The organism is Streptomyces sp. NPDC054841 (genome assembly GCF_053611045.1).
Map to the genome: position 1 here is coordinate 1 of NZ_JBSGZO010000242.1, position 12,900 is coordinate 12,900.

Genomic DNA, 12,900 nt, shown 5'->3' on the forward strand with positions numbered 1-12,900 from the left:
GCCGCCGCCAGTGGTGGCGGCGGCGCCCCTGCCCCCGCACCGGTGTGCCACTCCACCGGCGGAGGCAAGTACAACTGTGAGGTCTGGCGCACCGCGAAGTCGTACAGTCGCTCCGGCAGCGAGATGGGCGTGCTCAACGCGGGCACCAACTACTTCTACTGCCAGGCCGACTTGGGCCGGCGTGAGACGTCCGGCCAGTGGACGAACGTCTGGTGGGCCCGGACCGACGACGACAGCGGCAACACCGATGTCTACGTCAGCGTCGTCTACATCAAGGGCGGCGACAACGACCAGCCCGTCCCGGGCCTGCCCGTCTGCTGACGGCGTGCGGCGGACAGGGCCCGGCGAGGTCCGGGTCAGGGGATCTGGATGCTGGGGAGGATCTGCTGATGCATCTGGCTCACGGCCGCCTCGTTCGCCGCAGGACCGAGGGTAAAGAGCTGAACGACATGGGTGCCGGCGTCGATGAGGCGAATGGAACCGGCCAATTCGCCGTCCTTGGTGACGAGACGCGCGTCGAGGGTGGGGTGGCCGTCAACTGTGGTCTTCTGAATGTCGGTGCTGGTGAGAGTCGCGCCGGCTTCCTTGTTGGTGTGCTCGATCAAGCCCTGAAGCCCCGCTTCGAGATCTATTGAGGTGTTCTCCGGAAGGTCGGAGACAGTGAGGCCATAGGACCCGTCAGCGGTGTCCACTGCGTAAGAGCGACTCGGGTAGTTGGTCGCGGTTTCAGGGTGGCTCTCGACCGTGGCCTTTCCGGGAAGCTTGAAGGTGATGCCGGTGGCGGGATCGGTGGTGTTCACCCACTCCACGGTGGGGAGGGCGATGTCGTGGGCGGCCGGCACGGTGTTCACGGTGCCGGCATGCGGCATCGGCGGGGCGGCGAACGCACTGGTGGGCAGCAGGACGCCGCCCGCGGCCAGGGCGGTCGAGGCGGCGAGCGTCACAAGGCGCTGCGTCCGGGAACGGCGAGACATAGAAATCACTTCCAGGGGAAAGGGGAAAGGGGAAGGCGAAAGGGCCGTCGAACGGTCCGGTCGATTCACGGTCACCCGGACTGTTCCGGGGCGATGCGGGTGGGCCACCTGATCTGCGTGAACCCATGCCTCAATTAGGCCCGGCACATCGAAGCGCGTCATGCCCCTGAATCGCGTGACACGGGAACTCGTGACTTGACCGATGGCGGTGGTCCTGGTAATTGCCGCCCGCCGTTTCCGTAAAGACCGCGACCGCGAGCCGCAGCGTCACCTTTCACCGGGTCCACGCCCGGCTACCGCGGGGAGGTGCCCCCACCGCCTTGCGCTGCGTCCCCTCGGCCCTCCGGGCCTGGGCAGACCCCATGCATCCGACGCCGCGGCCTGTTCCTCGAAGATCGCCCGGACAGGACCTAGGAGGGAGCCGGCGGCATGACGCGAGACAGGCCACGAGTGCACATCGCCACATGGCTGCACCGGCAGGTTGCCGCGGCGCGAGCCGTCTGGCGGCGCCGGATGCCGAGGGCGCCCGCGCGGGCGCGGCGCGTGATGCCGTTCGTGCTGGCCGGTGCGTGGGGCGCCGCGGCCACCGTGTGGCGCCTGGCGTGCCCGACCGAGCAGCAGGAGGGGATGGGGGCGCGCATCGCCACCAGCGCCGTGTTCCTCGCGGTCGGCGGCGGGCTGCTGTACGGGGTGTGGCGCGCCCCCGCCCGGGAGCTGAAGCGGGTGCGGAAGATCGCGCGCGCCGCCCAGGAGGTGCTGCTCCGTCCGCTTCCGCCGCGGCTCGAGGGGCTCGCCGTCGCCGCCGGACAGCTGTCCGCCTACCGCGGCGCGGCGGTCGGCGGCGATCTGTACGAGGCGGTGGCCACCCCGCACGGAGTCCGGGTCGTCATCGGTGACGTACGCGGTCATGGCCTCGCCGCCGTCGGGGCGGCCGCCGCGGTGCTCGGCAGTTTCCGGGAGGCCGCGCACGACGAACCACGGCTCTGCGGCGTACTGGGCCGGCTGGACCGGGCCCTGCAGCGGCATCTGCGGGAGCGGGCGCGCGCCGAGCACCCCGCGGCAGGCGGGCCGGAGCCCGACTCCCCGACGGCCGAGGAGTTCGTGACCGTACTGCTGTTGGAGATCCGGCCCGACGGCGCGATGCTCGCCGTCAACTGCGGCCATCCGTGGCCGTACCGGCTCCGGCACGGCGCCAGTCGCCAACTGGCGCCCGGGCCGCCGCTGCCGCCACTGGGGCTCTTTCCGCTGCCGGAGGGCATCCCCGTCCACCGCTGTGCGCCCCTGCTGCCGGGGGAGGTGCTGTTCCTGCACACGGACGGGGCCGAGGACGCGCGCGATGCCGACGGGAAGTTCTTCGGGCTGGAGGAGGTGCTCACGGAGACCGCTCTCGGCCCGCCCGCCCCGCCCGCCGCGCTGATCCACCGGGTGCACACGGCGCTGCTGCGCCACACGCGCGGCCGGCTCACCGACGATGTGGCGCTGATGGTGCTCCGTAACGACGGGCTGCGGGTCCCGGCGCAGTCCGCAGAACCGGGGCTGCGCCGTTCCCGCCGGGAACCCTCCAATCGATAGAGAGGTAAGGGCCTTTCGCGGCCGGTGCCGCCCGCCCTGCCGCGGAGTGTCGGGCAGATCAGCAGGACGGACGGCGGGGGGTGCGGGCCGCCGCACTGTACGAGGGGGAGCCCGGCGGCCCGGCCGCCTCTGTGAGAGGCATTTCAGTCAACCGGGGCACAGGGCAGGGCGGCAGAGCGTGTGCGGCACGGATACGGGCACTTGGTTCACACCCCGTGCGAATCGGGCTCCACTAGTCTGGGCCCACCGAGCCAACGGAGGGGCACATGCAGCCCAATACTCTGCTCGACGCCCTGCTCGACGAGGCGGGCATCTCCCACGCGGGCCTCGCCGCCCACGTCAATCAGGCGGGCCGGGCCAGAGGCCTGGCACTGAGGTACGAACACACGGCCGTGGCACGCTGGTTGAAGGGCCAGCGGCCGCGAGGACAGGTGCCCGATCTGATCTGCGAGGTGCTCGCGGTCCGGCTGCACCGCGCGGTCACCCTCGACGACATCGGTCTGGGACTGCCGGGGGAGACCGCCGTTCCGCATGGCTCGCCGCTCTCCGGCTTCGTGGAGCGTGCCACCGCGCTGTGGCGCTCCGACGAGCAGCAACGCCCGCACATCATCGGTGCACCGGCGGTCACGGGCACGCCCGCGGTGATGCCCGTGTGGGAGTGGGAGAACCCGCCGGAGGACACGGACGTCTCGCGCAGTGGCCAGACCCGGGTCAGCATGGCCGACATCAAGATGCTGCGGGCGGCCCGCGCGCACTACGAGCTGATGTACCGGAAGGCCGGCGGTATCGCCACCCGCTCCCGGATCGTCGGCTTCCTCAACGCCGAGACGGCTCCGCTGCTGCGGGGCGCCTACAGCGATGCCCTCGGCCGCCAGCTGCACCGTGCGACGGGCGGCCTGGTGGCCGTCGCGGGCATCTGTGCTTACGACTCCGACGCGCACGGACTGGCCCAGCGGTACTTCCATCAGGCGCTGCGGCTGGCGAAGGCGAGCGGCGACCGGGGCCTTGGCGCGTACGTCATCGCGCTGCTGGTCAACCAGTCGCTGTTCATGGGGGAGTACCGGCAGGCCGTGGCGTTCGCGGAGGCGGCACTGCGGGCCGCCGGGCGGCAGATCACCCCGGCGCTGGCCGCCGATCTGTACGCGATGCAGGCGAAGGCGTACGCCCAGCTCGGCGACGGCAGCAGCGCGCTCGGCTGCATCCGGCGTGCCGAGGCCGAGGCGGAGCGGATCCGCCCGGGGCACGAGCCGGACGAGACGGGCTATGTACAGCCGGGGCTGGTGAACGTCCAGGTCGCGGAGGCACTGCTCAGCCTGGGAGATCTGACGGCGGCCCGCGCGCACGCGGCGGCGGCCGCGGCGACCCCGGCGCACGACCGGGGCCGGGTGCACCGGCTGGCCATGCTCAGCCAGATCGAGCTTCGTCAGGGCGAGGCCGACCGGGCCGCGCGGACGGCGACGGAGATGGCCGAGCGCGCCAGGGGGATGGAGTCCCAGCGCCTCAGGGACCGGCTGCGGTCGGTGCGTGAGCATCTGGTGACGAGCGGATGCACGCATGCGGAGGAGGCGGCCGAACTCATCGACGGGGACCTGCGCGTTCCCCTGTGACCGTTCTCCTGTGAGCCCCCGTGCGGGCGTTCCCCTCTGAGCGCGCTCCTGCTGCGATATTGCCATCTACTTGTCGGAAGGTGGCAGAACTGTGCAGTGGACGAAACTAAGCGAGCAAACTGTCTATGAAAACCCCTGGTTCAGGGTCAATCTCGCCGACGTGGAGCTGCCGGACGGCCGGCACCTCGACCACTTCCTGATACGGCTCCGCCCGGTCGCCGTCGCGACCGCCGTCAACGAGGCCAACGAGGTGCTGATGCTGTGGCGGCACCGCTTCATCACCGACAGCTGGGGCTGGGAGCTCGCCGCGGGAGTCGTCGAGGACGGCGAGGACATCGCGTCCGCCGCGGCCCGCGAGATGGAGGAGGAGACCGGCTGGCGGCCGGGCCCCCTCCAGCAGCTGCTGACGGTCGAGCCGTCCAACGGGCTCACCGACTCCCGGCACCATCTCTACTGGTCGGAGGAGGCCACGTACATCGGGCCCCCCGAGGACGACTTCGAGTCCTCGCGCCGCGAGTGGATTCCGCTCAAGCTGGTCCCGGACATGATCGCCCGCGGCGAGGTCCCGGCCGCCAACATGGCGGCCGGGCTGCTGATGCTGCACCATCTGCGGCTGGGCTGAGCCGGCCGGCCTGATCCACAGGACCCCTTCAGTGGCCGACTGCCTGCCAGACCGCCACTGCCAGTGCGCCGAGCGCGGTGAGCGCGGCGACCGCGGGCAGAGGCCATTTGGTGTGCTCGAGCACCACGACGCGCGCGGCGAGATCGGTCAGATCCCGGTCGATCCGGTCATGGCGCTGGGCGAGCAGGGCGAGATGCCCGTCGATACGGGCGAGGCCGACGTCGAGAGAGCGGCGCAGCTCGGCGAACTCCTCGACGGCGGCTAAGTGATCGGGGTCGGTGGTCACGGATCGCTCCTCTTCGGAAAGTTGTCTGTGGTCCCTCGGTCGAGCGTTCCCGAGTCAACTCTCCCTGGTCGGAGCAAGGGAGCGTGTGCGCAGGGCATATGCGGACACGCTCCTCACACCCCGTGTGAAACACCCGTGCCAAACACCTGTGTGATTCAGGAGTACGAGTAGAAGCCGGATCCGGTCTTCCGGCCCAGCCGGCCCGCGTCCACCATCCGCTGCAGCAGCGGAGGAGCGGCGTACAGCGGCTCCTTGAACTCGGCGTACATCGAGTCGGCGACCGAGGCGACCGTGTCCAGACCGATCAGGTCCGACAGCTTCAGCGGACCCATCGGGTGGGCACAGCCCAGCTCCATGCCGTTGTCGATGTCCTCGCGGCTCGCGATGCCCGACTCGAACATCCGGATCGCCGAGAGGAGGTACGGGATGAGCAGCGCGTTCACCACGAAGCCCGAGCGGTCCTGGGCGCGGATGGCGTGCTTGCCCAGAGCCTGCTCGACCACGGCCTCGGAGCGCTTGATGGTCTCCTCGGACGTGGTCAGCGCCGGGATCAGCTCGACGAGCTTCTGCACCGGCGCCGGGTTGAAGAAGTGGATGCCGATGACCTGGTCGGGGCGGGAGGTCGCGACGGCCAGCTTCACCAGCGGGATGGAGGAGGTGTTGGAGGCGAGGATGGCGTCCGGCCGGGTCACGACCTGGTCGAGGACCTGGAAGATCTCTGTCTTGACCTGCTCGTTCTCGACGACCGCCTCGATGACGAGATCGCGGTCGGCGAACTCCCCGAGGTCGGTGGTGAAGCTGAGCCGGGCCAGCGCCGCGTCGCGCTCCTCCTCGGTGATCTTGCCGCGTTCGGCCGCCTTGGAGAGGGAGTTGTGCAGACGCGTACGGCCGATCTCCAGGGCCTCGCCGGTGGTCTCGGCGACCTTGACCTCGAGTCCGCTGCGGGCGCAGACCTCCGCGATACCGGCGCCCATCTGGCCACAACCCACCACTCCGACGCGGGATACGTCGGCCACAGTGTCGGTCACATCGTGCCTTTCGCTGATCTTCAGTGCGGCAGGTCCCCCGTATGGTTCCGGCGCCCGCCTCGACCCCACGACGTTACTCCGCCGGTGCGTGTGGACGAGGGGCCGGGGCGGGAATGCTGTGCGGGGACAGTGAGCAGGACGCGGCGTACTGCGGTGCGAAGGGGTCGGCAGATGACTCGGCGTATGAGGCAGATCACCAGAAGAGGACTCGTCACGGCCGTCGGCGCACTCGCCGCATCGGCCATGACCGGGCGGGCGGAGGCGGCGCCGGTGCGCGGCCGGCGCAGCTGCACACAGGAGTTCCGCGGGATGTGGCTGGCCACGGTGGCCAACCGCGACTGGCCCTCCCGGCCCGGCCTGAGCGCGAACCAGCAGCGCGCGGAGCTGCTGGCCCACCTCGACAAGGCGGTGGCCCGCCGGCTGAATGCGGTGGTCTTCCAGGTGCGGCCGACCGCGGATGCCCTGTGGCCCTCGCCGTACGAGCCGTGGTCGCAGTACCTGACCGGCGTCCAGGGGCGGGATCCCGGGTGGGACCCGCTCGGCACCGCCGTGGCGGAGGCCCATGAGCGAGGCCTGGAGCTGCACGCGTGGTTCAACCCGTACCGGGTCGCCAACCACGCGGATCCGACGCGCCTCGCCAAGGACCACCCCGCGCGCCGGAACCCCGGATGGGTGCTTCCGTACGGTGGAAAGCTCTACTACAACCCGGGGCTCCCGGAGGTCAGGTCCTTCGTGCAGGACGCGATGCTCGACGCGGTCGAGAAGTACGAGATCGACGCCGTGCACTGGGACGACTATTTCTACCCGTACCCGGTGGCCGGGGAGGTCGTCGACGACGACGAGGCGTACGAGGAGTACGGCGGGGACTTCCCCGACAGGGCCTCGTGGCGACGCAACAACATCGACCTGCTGGTGACCGAGACCGCCGACCGGATCAAGGAGATCAACGACCGGGTCCGCTTCGGCATCAGCCCGTTCGGGGTCTGGCGCAACGTGGCCACCGACCCGCTCGGCTCCAACACGAGGGCGGGTGTCCAGACGTACGACGATCTGTACGCCGACACCCGGAAGTGGGTCCGCAAGGGGTGGATCGACTACGTCCTGCCACAGCTGTATTGGAACATCGGCCTGGCCGTGGCCGACTACGCGAAACTCGTTCCCTGGTGGGACAAGGTCGCGCGGGGCACCGGCGTCGACCTGTACATCGGCGAGGCCCTGTACAAGGCGGGCGATCCGGCGCAGCCCGCGGCCTGGCAGGACCCGGCCGAGCTGTCACGCCACCTCACACTCGCCTGCGACTACGCCCAGGTGCGCGGCCACTGCTTCTTCTCGGCAAAGGAGGTCGTCACGGACCGGATCGGAGCGATGGCCAGGGTCGTGGCCGATCACTATCCGACCCGGGTCCGGGCACGGCGCTGAGCTGTTGGTCAGTTGTGGTCGCGGTGGCGTACGACGGTGTCGGGACCTGGTGACATCAGGCACTCGTGACCGTCGTCCTCGAAGCGGACGCGGTAGGGCGGAGTGCCCTTGTCGCCCAGAACCTCAACGACTTCGGCGAGCCGGTCGTGCTGGCCGACGACCCGGCCGTGCACGAGCAGCTTGTCTCCCACACTCGCTTCCATCGGGCGTGACCTTCCTTGAAGGGGGTGGTCGGTACTCCTGAGTCTACGTCCCGGGGTGTGACCCGTGTCACCCTCAGGCGTTCGCGCGCTGGGTGACGGCGATGCACACGAGCACGGCGACGGCGGCGAGCGGGGCGGCGGGGGAGAGCTGCTCGGAGAGCAGCAGCACCGACCAGACGAGGGTGAGCAGGGGCTGGGCGAGCTGGAGCTGGCTGGCCTTGGCGATGCCGATCGAGGCCATGCCCCGGTACCAGACGTAGAGCCCGAAGAAGGTCGATCCTGCGGCCACCCAGAGCAGGCCGATGACGCCGTGCGCGGTCAGCCGGACCGGTTCGGCCATCAGAGCGACGGCCGCGCCCGCCAGGGCGAGCGGCAGGCACAGGATCAGTGCCCAGCCGATCACGTGCCAGCCCGGCATCACCCGGGCCAGCCGGCCGCCCTCGGTGTAGCCCGCGGCGCAGACCAGCAGCGCGCCGAAGAGATAGAGATCTCCGGTCGACAGTGCGCCGCCGCTCTCCCGAAGCGTGAACGCGATCACGACCGCCGCACCGGCGAGCGCGGCGGCCCAGAACGTCCGGGCGGGCCGCCGGCCCGTCCGTACGGCCGCGAAGGCGGCGGTCGTCAGCGGCAACAGCCCGACCACCACGGCGGCGTGCGACGTGGTCGAGGTCTGCAACGCGAGGGTCGTCAGCAGCGGAAATCCCACGACCACGCCGCCCGCGACGACCGCGAGCGAACCCCAGTGGCGCCGCTCGGGCACCGGGACGCGCAGGGCCAGGAGGAACACCCCGGCGACGACCGCCGCGAGGACGCTGCGCACCGCCACGAGTGACCACGGCCCGAAGGACTCCAGGCCCCAGACGGTGGACGGGAAGGTGAGGGAGAAGGAGACGACTCCGAGCGACGCGAGCAGTGTGCCGCCGCGGAGTGCCCCCCGGCCGCGCGCCCCGGCAACGGCCCGGCCGCCGATGGCATCCGCGCCGTCCGCCGGGCTCAGGCCGTCGCCCGCTGCCGGGCGGGCGGGGAGCGCCGGGCCGACGACGAGGGCCGGATCGGCGGCCGCCGTCGCGCCGGGCTGGGCCGGATCGCTGACCGCTATCGTCCGGGTGGTAGTAGCGCTATCCTGTGCTCTCATGCAAGAGCGTAGCAGTGTGGGCGAGCTGGCGAAATCGCTCAAACAAGAGCTGAACCGCTACTCGGTCGGCGAGAAGCTGCCATCGAGCCGGGCCATCGTCGAGCGCTATCGCGTCTCCCCGGTCACCGTCTCCCGCGCCCTCGCGCAGCTCGCCGCCGAGGGTCTGGTCGTCACCCGGCCGGGTGCCGGCGCCTTCCGTGCGCAGCCGTGTACGGACACCGCGGTGCCCGGCGACACCTCCTGGCAGGAGGTCGCGCTCAGCGCGGACGCCGCAACCGAGCTGGTGCCGCGCGCCGTCGACGCGTCCGGGGTGCTGGTGACGCTCGCCGCCCCGCGCCCGGGCGTCATCGAGTTCAACGGCGGCTATCTGCACCCCTCCCTCCAGCCGGAGCAGGCGATGGCGGCCGCGCTCGCGCGGGCCGGCCGCAGGCCCGGGGCCTGGGGCAGGCCACCGGCCGACGGGCTGCCCGAGCTGCGCGAGTGGTTCGCACGCGGCATCGGTCCCGGTGTCACTGCCGCCGAGGTGCTGGTGACCGCGGGCGGCCAGCCTGCCCTCACCACCGCACTGCGCGCCCTCGCCCCGCCCGGCGTCCCCGTGCTCGTCGAATCGCCCACCTATCCGGGCATGCTGGCCATCGCCCGCGCCGCAGGACTGCGGCCCGTGCCGGTGCCGGTCGACCCGCAGGGCGTCCGCCCCGAGCTCCTCGACGCCGCTTTCCGGGCCACCGGTGCCCGGGTCTTCGTCTCCCAGCCGCTCTTCCAGAACCCCACCGGCGCGGTGCTCGCCCCCGGACGCCGCACCGAGGTGCTGAGGATCGCCCGCACCGCCGGTGCGTTCGTCATCGAGGACGACTTCGCCCGCCGCCTCGTCCACGACGATGCGGGCGCCCTTCCCTCCCCGCTCGCCGCCGACGACCCCGACGGTGTCGTCGTCCACGTCTGCTCGCTCACGAAGGTCACCTCGCCGAGCCTGCGCGTCGGCGCCCTCATCGCCCGCGGCCCCGTCCTCGAACGCCTCCGTGCCATCCATGTCGTCGACAACTTCTTCGTCCCCCGTCCCCTCCAGGAAGCAGCTCTCGAACTCGTCGGCTCCCCTGGCTGGAGCCGCCATCTCCGTGCCGTCGCCGCCGAGTTGAAGACCCGACGCGACACCATGACCGCCGGGCTGCGTCTGCACCTCCCCGAACTCGTCCTCCCGCACATCCCCTCCGGCGGCTATCACCTCTGGCTCCGCCTCCCCGACGGCACCGACGAATCCGCCCTCGTCTCCGCCGCCCTCCGCGCGGGCGTCGCCGTGGCCCCCGGCCGCCCGTACTTCAGCGCCGAACCCCCGGCGGGACACATCCGGATGAGCTTTGCGGGCGTCGCGGGCGCGGCGGAGATCGCGGAGGGGGTGCGCAGGCTGCGTACCGCCTGCGACGAGGTCCTGGGGTGATGCCGAGGGGCCTGGCGGTCAGCACTGGGGTGATGCTCCCGGGCCTGTCCGGCGGATCGTGCCGGGCTCGTCAGCGGCCGGGCAGCGGGACGCTTCCACAGCGGAACTCCGCCGCGTCGAGCAGCTCCGGGGTGATCCGGACCCCGGTCAGCCGCTCGGCGAAGGCGAACGTGGCCGCGGTCGTCAACGCGAGGTCGTCGTCGCCGATCTCCTTGGGGTCCCGCAGATCGAGGCCGGCCTCGCGCATGTCCTCGACCGAACCGTCGGGGTCCGCGCCGTACCGTGCGTACGCGAACAGGGGCTCGAAGTGGAGCCGCAGCTCGCCGTCCACGAACCAGTTCACGTAGTCGGCCGCGTTGACATTGGTGAAGTGCGACACCAGCTCCGTACCCTGCGACAGCGGGCTGAGGACTTCCTCCAGCGTGCCGACGTAGCCGTTCGGCTCCACCATCAGCACCCAGCCGCCCGCCTCGACGACTCCCACGAACTGGCTGTCGCCGTCGTCCCAGGCGTCGTACGCCGCCGCGACCAGGCTGCTCGTCCCCGTTATCCGCGCACCCCGGTCGGTGGCACCCAGCCGCGTCAGCAGGGCCTCGGGCGTCAGCCCCCGCACCAGCGTGAGGCAGTACGCCTCCATGAGCTCAGGACAGTGCTCGTCGAGCCAGCCGTAATCGGCAGCGGTCGCGTTCATAGGAAGATCGTGGCACCCGCCACTGACAATCGGTCCGGGCGCTGCGAAGGTACGGAGATGAGCGACACGGACGTCACCTTCGGCGCGTACGAAATCTCCTCCGACCCCGCCCGCCTCGACCCGGCCCGCGTCCACCACTGGCTCTCCACCGACGCCTACTGGGCCGAGGGACGTACCCGGGAGCAGCAGGACCGGGCGATCGCCGGGTCGCTCAACTTCGGGGCGTACGACAGCGCTTCGGGCGAACTCGTCGGCTACGCACGTGTCGTCACCGATCACACCACCTTCGCCTGGCTCTGCGACGTCTACATCGACAGGTCCGTGCGCGGCAAGGGGCTCGGCACCACACTCGTCGAGGCCGTCAGGGACCACCTCGCCCCGCTCGGGCTGCGACGGATCCTGCTGGCCACAGCCGACGCCCACGGGGTTTACGAGAAGGCCGGATTCGCACCGCTCAGCGACCCGGGGAAGTGGATGGCCTTCGGCCTTCAGTGAACTTCATTAACGGTCAGTAACCACTCTTGACCTGGGGCGCGTCCGGCACCACGATCCCGCCATGAGTGTTCGGGTCACCCTGGTCGCCGCCGCGCGCTGCTCCTCCCGGCTGGCCGAGCGCTTCGACGACGACCGGCCGCTGGACCTGGCCGGCTGGCATGACGTGCAGCTCGCCGCGCACGCGCTCGTACCTCTGGGCGCGGCCGAGCTGCGCTACTGCTCGCCGACCGCCCGCAGCCGCGCCACCGCCGACGCGCTCGGCTACGCCCCGATGGCGCAGCCCGCGCTGAGCGACTGCGACATGGGCCGGTGGCGTGGCTTCACGCTCGCCGAGGTGGCGGCGAGGGAGCCGGCCGCGGTCGACGCCTGGCTCGCCGACCCGCGCTCCGCGCCGCACGGCGGCGAGCCGCTGCTGGGGTTCATCACCCGGATAGGGGGCTGGCTGGACACCCGCCCCGTCGACGACGGGAGTTCCGTCCTCGCCGTCGCCGAACCCGCGGTCGTACGGGCCGCGCTCGTGTACGCGCTCAAGGCGCCGCCCGCCACGTACTGGAACGTGGACGTCAGGCCGCTGTCCACCGTCGTCCTGACCGGCAGGGCGGGTTGCTGGAACCTGCGCCTGGAGACCGGCGGCTGAGCGCGCTCGCGCGGCCCGCCCACGCCGCACCGACGCGCCGCAGGGCGTCGCCGGCCCGGCAGGATCCGGCCCGGCAGGATCCGGCCCGGCAGGATCCGGCCCGGCAGGATCCGGCCCGGCAGGATCCGGCCCGGCAGGATCCGGCCCGGCAGGATCCAGGCCGCCAGGATCCACCGGACAGGCCGGCCGTGTGGCCGCACGTCAACGCGCGGCCAACGCCGTCAACCCGGTCAGCGCGGTCGCGGAATCACTGGGAATTCGTCATGTCCGGGTGTCGATCCGGGCCGGGCCCGTTCGTATAGAGGGTGAGAAGCCGGAACGAAACGGCGCCGGCGGTCACGGCAAGGAGAAGCGCCATGAAGCAGTACCTGCTCAGCATCTACCAGCCCGACGGGGACCCGCCGCCGCCCGAGTTCCTCGAACCGGTCATGCGGGACCTCGAGGCCCTGAACGCCGAGATGAGGGAGGCCGGCGCGTGGGTGTTCGCGGGGGGTCTCCACCCGCCGGGCACGGCCACGGTGCTGCGCGTGAAGGACGACGAGGTGCTCATGACCGACGGTCCGTACGTCGAGGGCAAGGAGCACATCGGCGGGTTCACGGTGATCCGGGCGGCCGATCTCGACGCCGCGCTCGAATGGGGCCGCAGGTACGCCCGCGTGCTCGCCCCCCTGTCGATCGAGGTCAGGCCGCTGGAGCACGGAAGCTGCGGGTGACGTCCGGGATGCCGGAGGTGTCGGCGGCGGACGTGGAGCGCGTGTTCCGCGAGGAGTACGGGCGCGCTGTCGCCGTCCTGGTC

General features: G+C 71.4%; 14 protein-coding genes and 1 pseudogene. 9 read left to right on the forward strand and 6 right to left on the reverse strand.

Annotation, left to right across the window (positions count from 1 at the left end; genetic code table 11):
- Nucleotides 1-321, forward strand: a pseudogene (locus tag ACWGI8_RS27085) (serine/threonine protein kinase); the annotation flags it as partial.
- A 35-nt stretch (nucleotides 322-356) separates the two neighbouring features.
- Here the strand turns inward: ACWGI8_RS27085 and ACWGI8_RS27090 are convergent.
- On the reverse strand, nucleotides 357-944 hold the full coding sequence (locus ACWGI8_RS27090; RefSeq protein WP_453664739.1) for a hypothetical protein: 588 nt from the start codon (nucleotides 942-944) through the stop codon (nucleotides 357-359).
- 543 nt (nucleotides 945-1,487) lie between these two features.
- On the opposite strand from ACWGI8_RS27090, the gene ACWGI8_RS27095 reads away from it, so the two are divergent.
- From ACWGI8_RS27095 to ACWGI8_RS27105, 3 genes are all read left to right on the forward strand, one after another.
- Complete coding sequence (locus ACWGI8_RS27095) at nucleotides 1,488-2,546, forward strand: PP2C family protein-serine/threonine phosphatase (protein WP_453664760.1); 1,059 nt, start codon at nucleotides 1,488-1,490, stop codon at nucleotides 2,544-2,546.
- Nucleotides 2,547-2,812: 266 nt separating this feature from the next.
- On the forward strand, nucleotides 2,813-4,153 hold the full coding sequence (locus ACWGI8_RS27100) for a transcriptional regulator (protein WP_453664740.1): 1,341 nt from the start codon (nucleotides 2,813-2,815) through the stop codon (nucleotides 4,151-4,153).
- A 91-nt stretch (nucleotides 4,154-4,244) separates the two neighbouring features.
- Nucleotides 4,245-4,775 carry an NUDIX hydrolase gene (locus tag ACWGI8_RS27105; RefSeq protein WP_453664742.1) on the forward strand — a complete coding sequence of 177 codons (531 nt, stop codon included), beginning with the start codon at nucleotides 4,245-4,247 and terminating at the stop codon, nucleotides 4,773-4,775.
- Between the two features lie 28 nt (nucleotides 4,776-4,803).
- Here ACWGI8_RS27105 and ACWGI8_RS27110 read toward each other — a convergent pair whose 3' ends face one another.
- Nucleotides 4,804-5,061, reverse strand: coding sequence for a hypothetical protein (locus ACWGI8_RS27110; protein ID WP_453664743.1), 258 nt, complete (start codon nucleotides 5,059-5,061; stop codon nucleotides 4,804-4,806).
- A gap of 155 nt (nucleotides 5,062-5,216) precedes the next feature.
- The gene (locus ACWGI8_RS27115) at nucleotides 5,217-6,077 is read right to left on the reverse strand and encodes a 3-hydroxybutyryl-CoA dehydrogenase (RefSeq protein WP_453664762.1); all 861 of its coding nucleotides are present in this window, start codon (nucleotides 6,075-6,077) and stop codon (nucleotides 5,217-5,219) included.
- A 195-nt stretch (nucleotides 6,078-6,272) separates the two neighbouring features.
- On the opposite strand from ACWGI8_RS27115, the gene ACWGI8_RS27120 reads away from it, so the two are divergent.
- Nucleotides 6,273-7,508 carry a glycoside hydrolase family 10 protein gene (locus tag ACWGI8_RS27120; RefSeq protein ID WP_453664745.1) on the forward strand — a complete coding sequence of 412 codons (1,236 nt, stop codon included), beginning with the start codon at nucleotides 6,273-6,275 and terminating at the stop codon, nucleotides 7,506-7,508.
- An 8-nt stretch (nucleotides 7,509-7,516) separates the two neighbouring features.
- Here ACWGI8_RS27120 and ACWGI8_RS27125 read toward each other — a convergent pair whose 3' ends face one another.
- Both ACWGI8_RS27125 and ACWGI8_RS27130 read right to left on the reverse strand, forming a co-directional pair.
- Nucleotides 7,517-7,711, reverse strand: coding sequence for a DUF1918 domain-containing protein (locus ACWGI8_RS27125; protein WP_453664747.1), 195 nt, complete (start codon nucleotides 7,709-7,711; stop codon nucleotides 7,517-7,519).
- Nucleotides 7,712-7,784: 73 nt separating this feature from the next.
- The gene (locus tag ACWGI8_RS27130; protein ID WP_453664749.1) at nucleotides 7,785-8,846 is read right to left on the reverse strand and encodes a DMT family transporter; all 1,062 of its coding nucleotides are present in this window, start codon (nucleotides 8,844-8,846) and stop codon (nucleotides 7,785-7,787) included.
- Here ACWGI8_RS27130 and ACWGI8_RS27135 point away from each other — a divergent pair.
- The gene (locus tag ACWGI8_RS27135; RefSeq protein WP_453664751.1) at nucleotides 8,845-10,281 is read left to right on the forward strand and encodes an aminotransferase-like domain-containing protein; all 1,437 of its coding nucleotides are present in this window, start codon (nucleotides 8,845-8,847) and stop codon (nucleotides 10,279-10,281) included. The genes ACWGI8_RS27130 and ACWGI8_RS27135 overlap by 2 nt on opposite strands.
- A gap of 70 nt (nucleotides 10,282-10,351) precedes the next feature.
- Here ACWGI8_RS27135 and ACWGI8_RS27140 read toward each other — a convergent pair whose 3' ends face one another.
- The gene (locus ACWGI8_RS27140) at nucleotides 10,352-10,972 is read right to left on the reverse strand and encodes a DUF6461 domain-containing protein (protein WP_453664753.1); all 621 of its coding nucleotides are present in this window, start codon (nucleotides 10,970-10,972) and stop codon (nucleotides 10,352-10,354) included.
- A gap of 57 nt (nucleotides 10,973-11,029) precedes the next feature.
- On the opposite strand from ACWGI8_RS27140, the gene ACWGI8_RS27145 reads away from it, so the two are divergent.
- From ACWGI8_RS27145 to ACWGI8_RS27155, 3 genes are all read left to right on the forward strand, one after another.
- A complete protein-coding gene (locus ACWGI8_RS27145; RefSeq protein WP_453664755.1) occupies nucleotides 11,030-11,467 on the forward strand; it encodes a GNAT family N-acetyltransferase in 438 nt (145 codons plus the stop codon).
- 61 nt (nucleotides 11,468-11,528) lie between these two features.
- On the forward strand, nucleotides 11,529-12,104 hold the full coding sequence (locus tag ACWGI8_RS27150) for a histidine phosphatase family protein (protein ID WP_453664757.1): 576 nt from the start codon (nucleotides 11,529-11,531) through the stop codon (nucleotides 12,102-12,104).
- Nucleotides 12,105-12,460: 356 nt separating this feature from the next.
- Nucleotides 12,461-12,817 (forward strand): YciI family protein, encoded by a 357-nt coding sequence (locus ACWGI8_RS27155; RefSeq protein ID WP_453664758.1) that lies wholly within the window; start codon nucleotides 12,461-12,463, stop codon nucleotides 12,815-12,817.
- The last annotated feature ends 83 nt before the right edge of the window (nucleotides 12,818-12,900 follow it).

Excerpts from the sequence above, each read along its gene's own strand:
- ACWGI8_RS27145 (WP_453664755.1), top strand. The coding sequence starts at position 11,030 with ATGAGCGACACGGACGTCACCTTCGGCGCGTACGAAATCTCCTCCGAC.
- ACWGI8_RS27140 (WP_453664753.1), bottom strand. The coding sequence starts at position 10,972 with ATGAACGCGACCGCTGCCGATTACGGCTGGCTCGACGAGCACTGTCCT.
- ACWGI8_RS27100 (WP_453664740.1), top strand. The coding sequence starts at position 2,813 with ATGCAGCCCAATACTCTGCTCGACGCCCTGCTCGACGAGGCGGGCATC.
- ACWGI8_RS27135 (WP_453664751.1), top strand. The coding sequence starts at position 8,845 with ATGCAAGAGCGTAGCAGTGTGGGCGAGCTGGCGAAATCGCTCAAACAA.
- ACWGI8_RS27095 (WP_453664760.1), top strand. The coding sequence starts at position 1,488 with ATGCCGAGGGCGCCCGCGCGGGCGCGGCGCGTGATGCCGTTCGTGCTG.
- ACWGI8_RS27120 (WP_453664745.1), top strand. The coding sequence starts at position 6,273 with ATGAGGCAGATCACCAGAAGAGGACTCGTCACGGCCGTCGGCGCACTC.
- ACWGI8_RS27150 (WP_453664757.1), top strand. The coding sequence starts at position 11,529 with ATGAGTGTTCGGGTCACCCTGGTCGCCGCCGCGCGCTGCTCCTCCCGG.
- ACWGI8_RS27125 (WP_453664747.1), bottom strand. The coding sequence starts at position 7,711 with ATGGAAGCGAGTGTGGGAGACAAGCTGCTCGTGCACGGCCGGGTCGTC.
- ACWGI8_RS27155 (WP_453664758.1), top strand. The coding sequence starts at position 12,461 with ATGAAGCAGTACCTGCTCAGCATCTACCAGCCCGACGGGGACCCGCCG.
- ACWGI8_RS27130 (WP_453664749.1), bottom strand. The coding sequence starts at position 8,846 with ATGAGAGCACAGGATAGCGCTACTACCACCCGGACGATAGCGGTCAGC.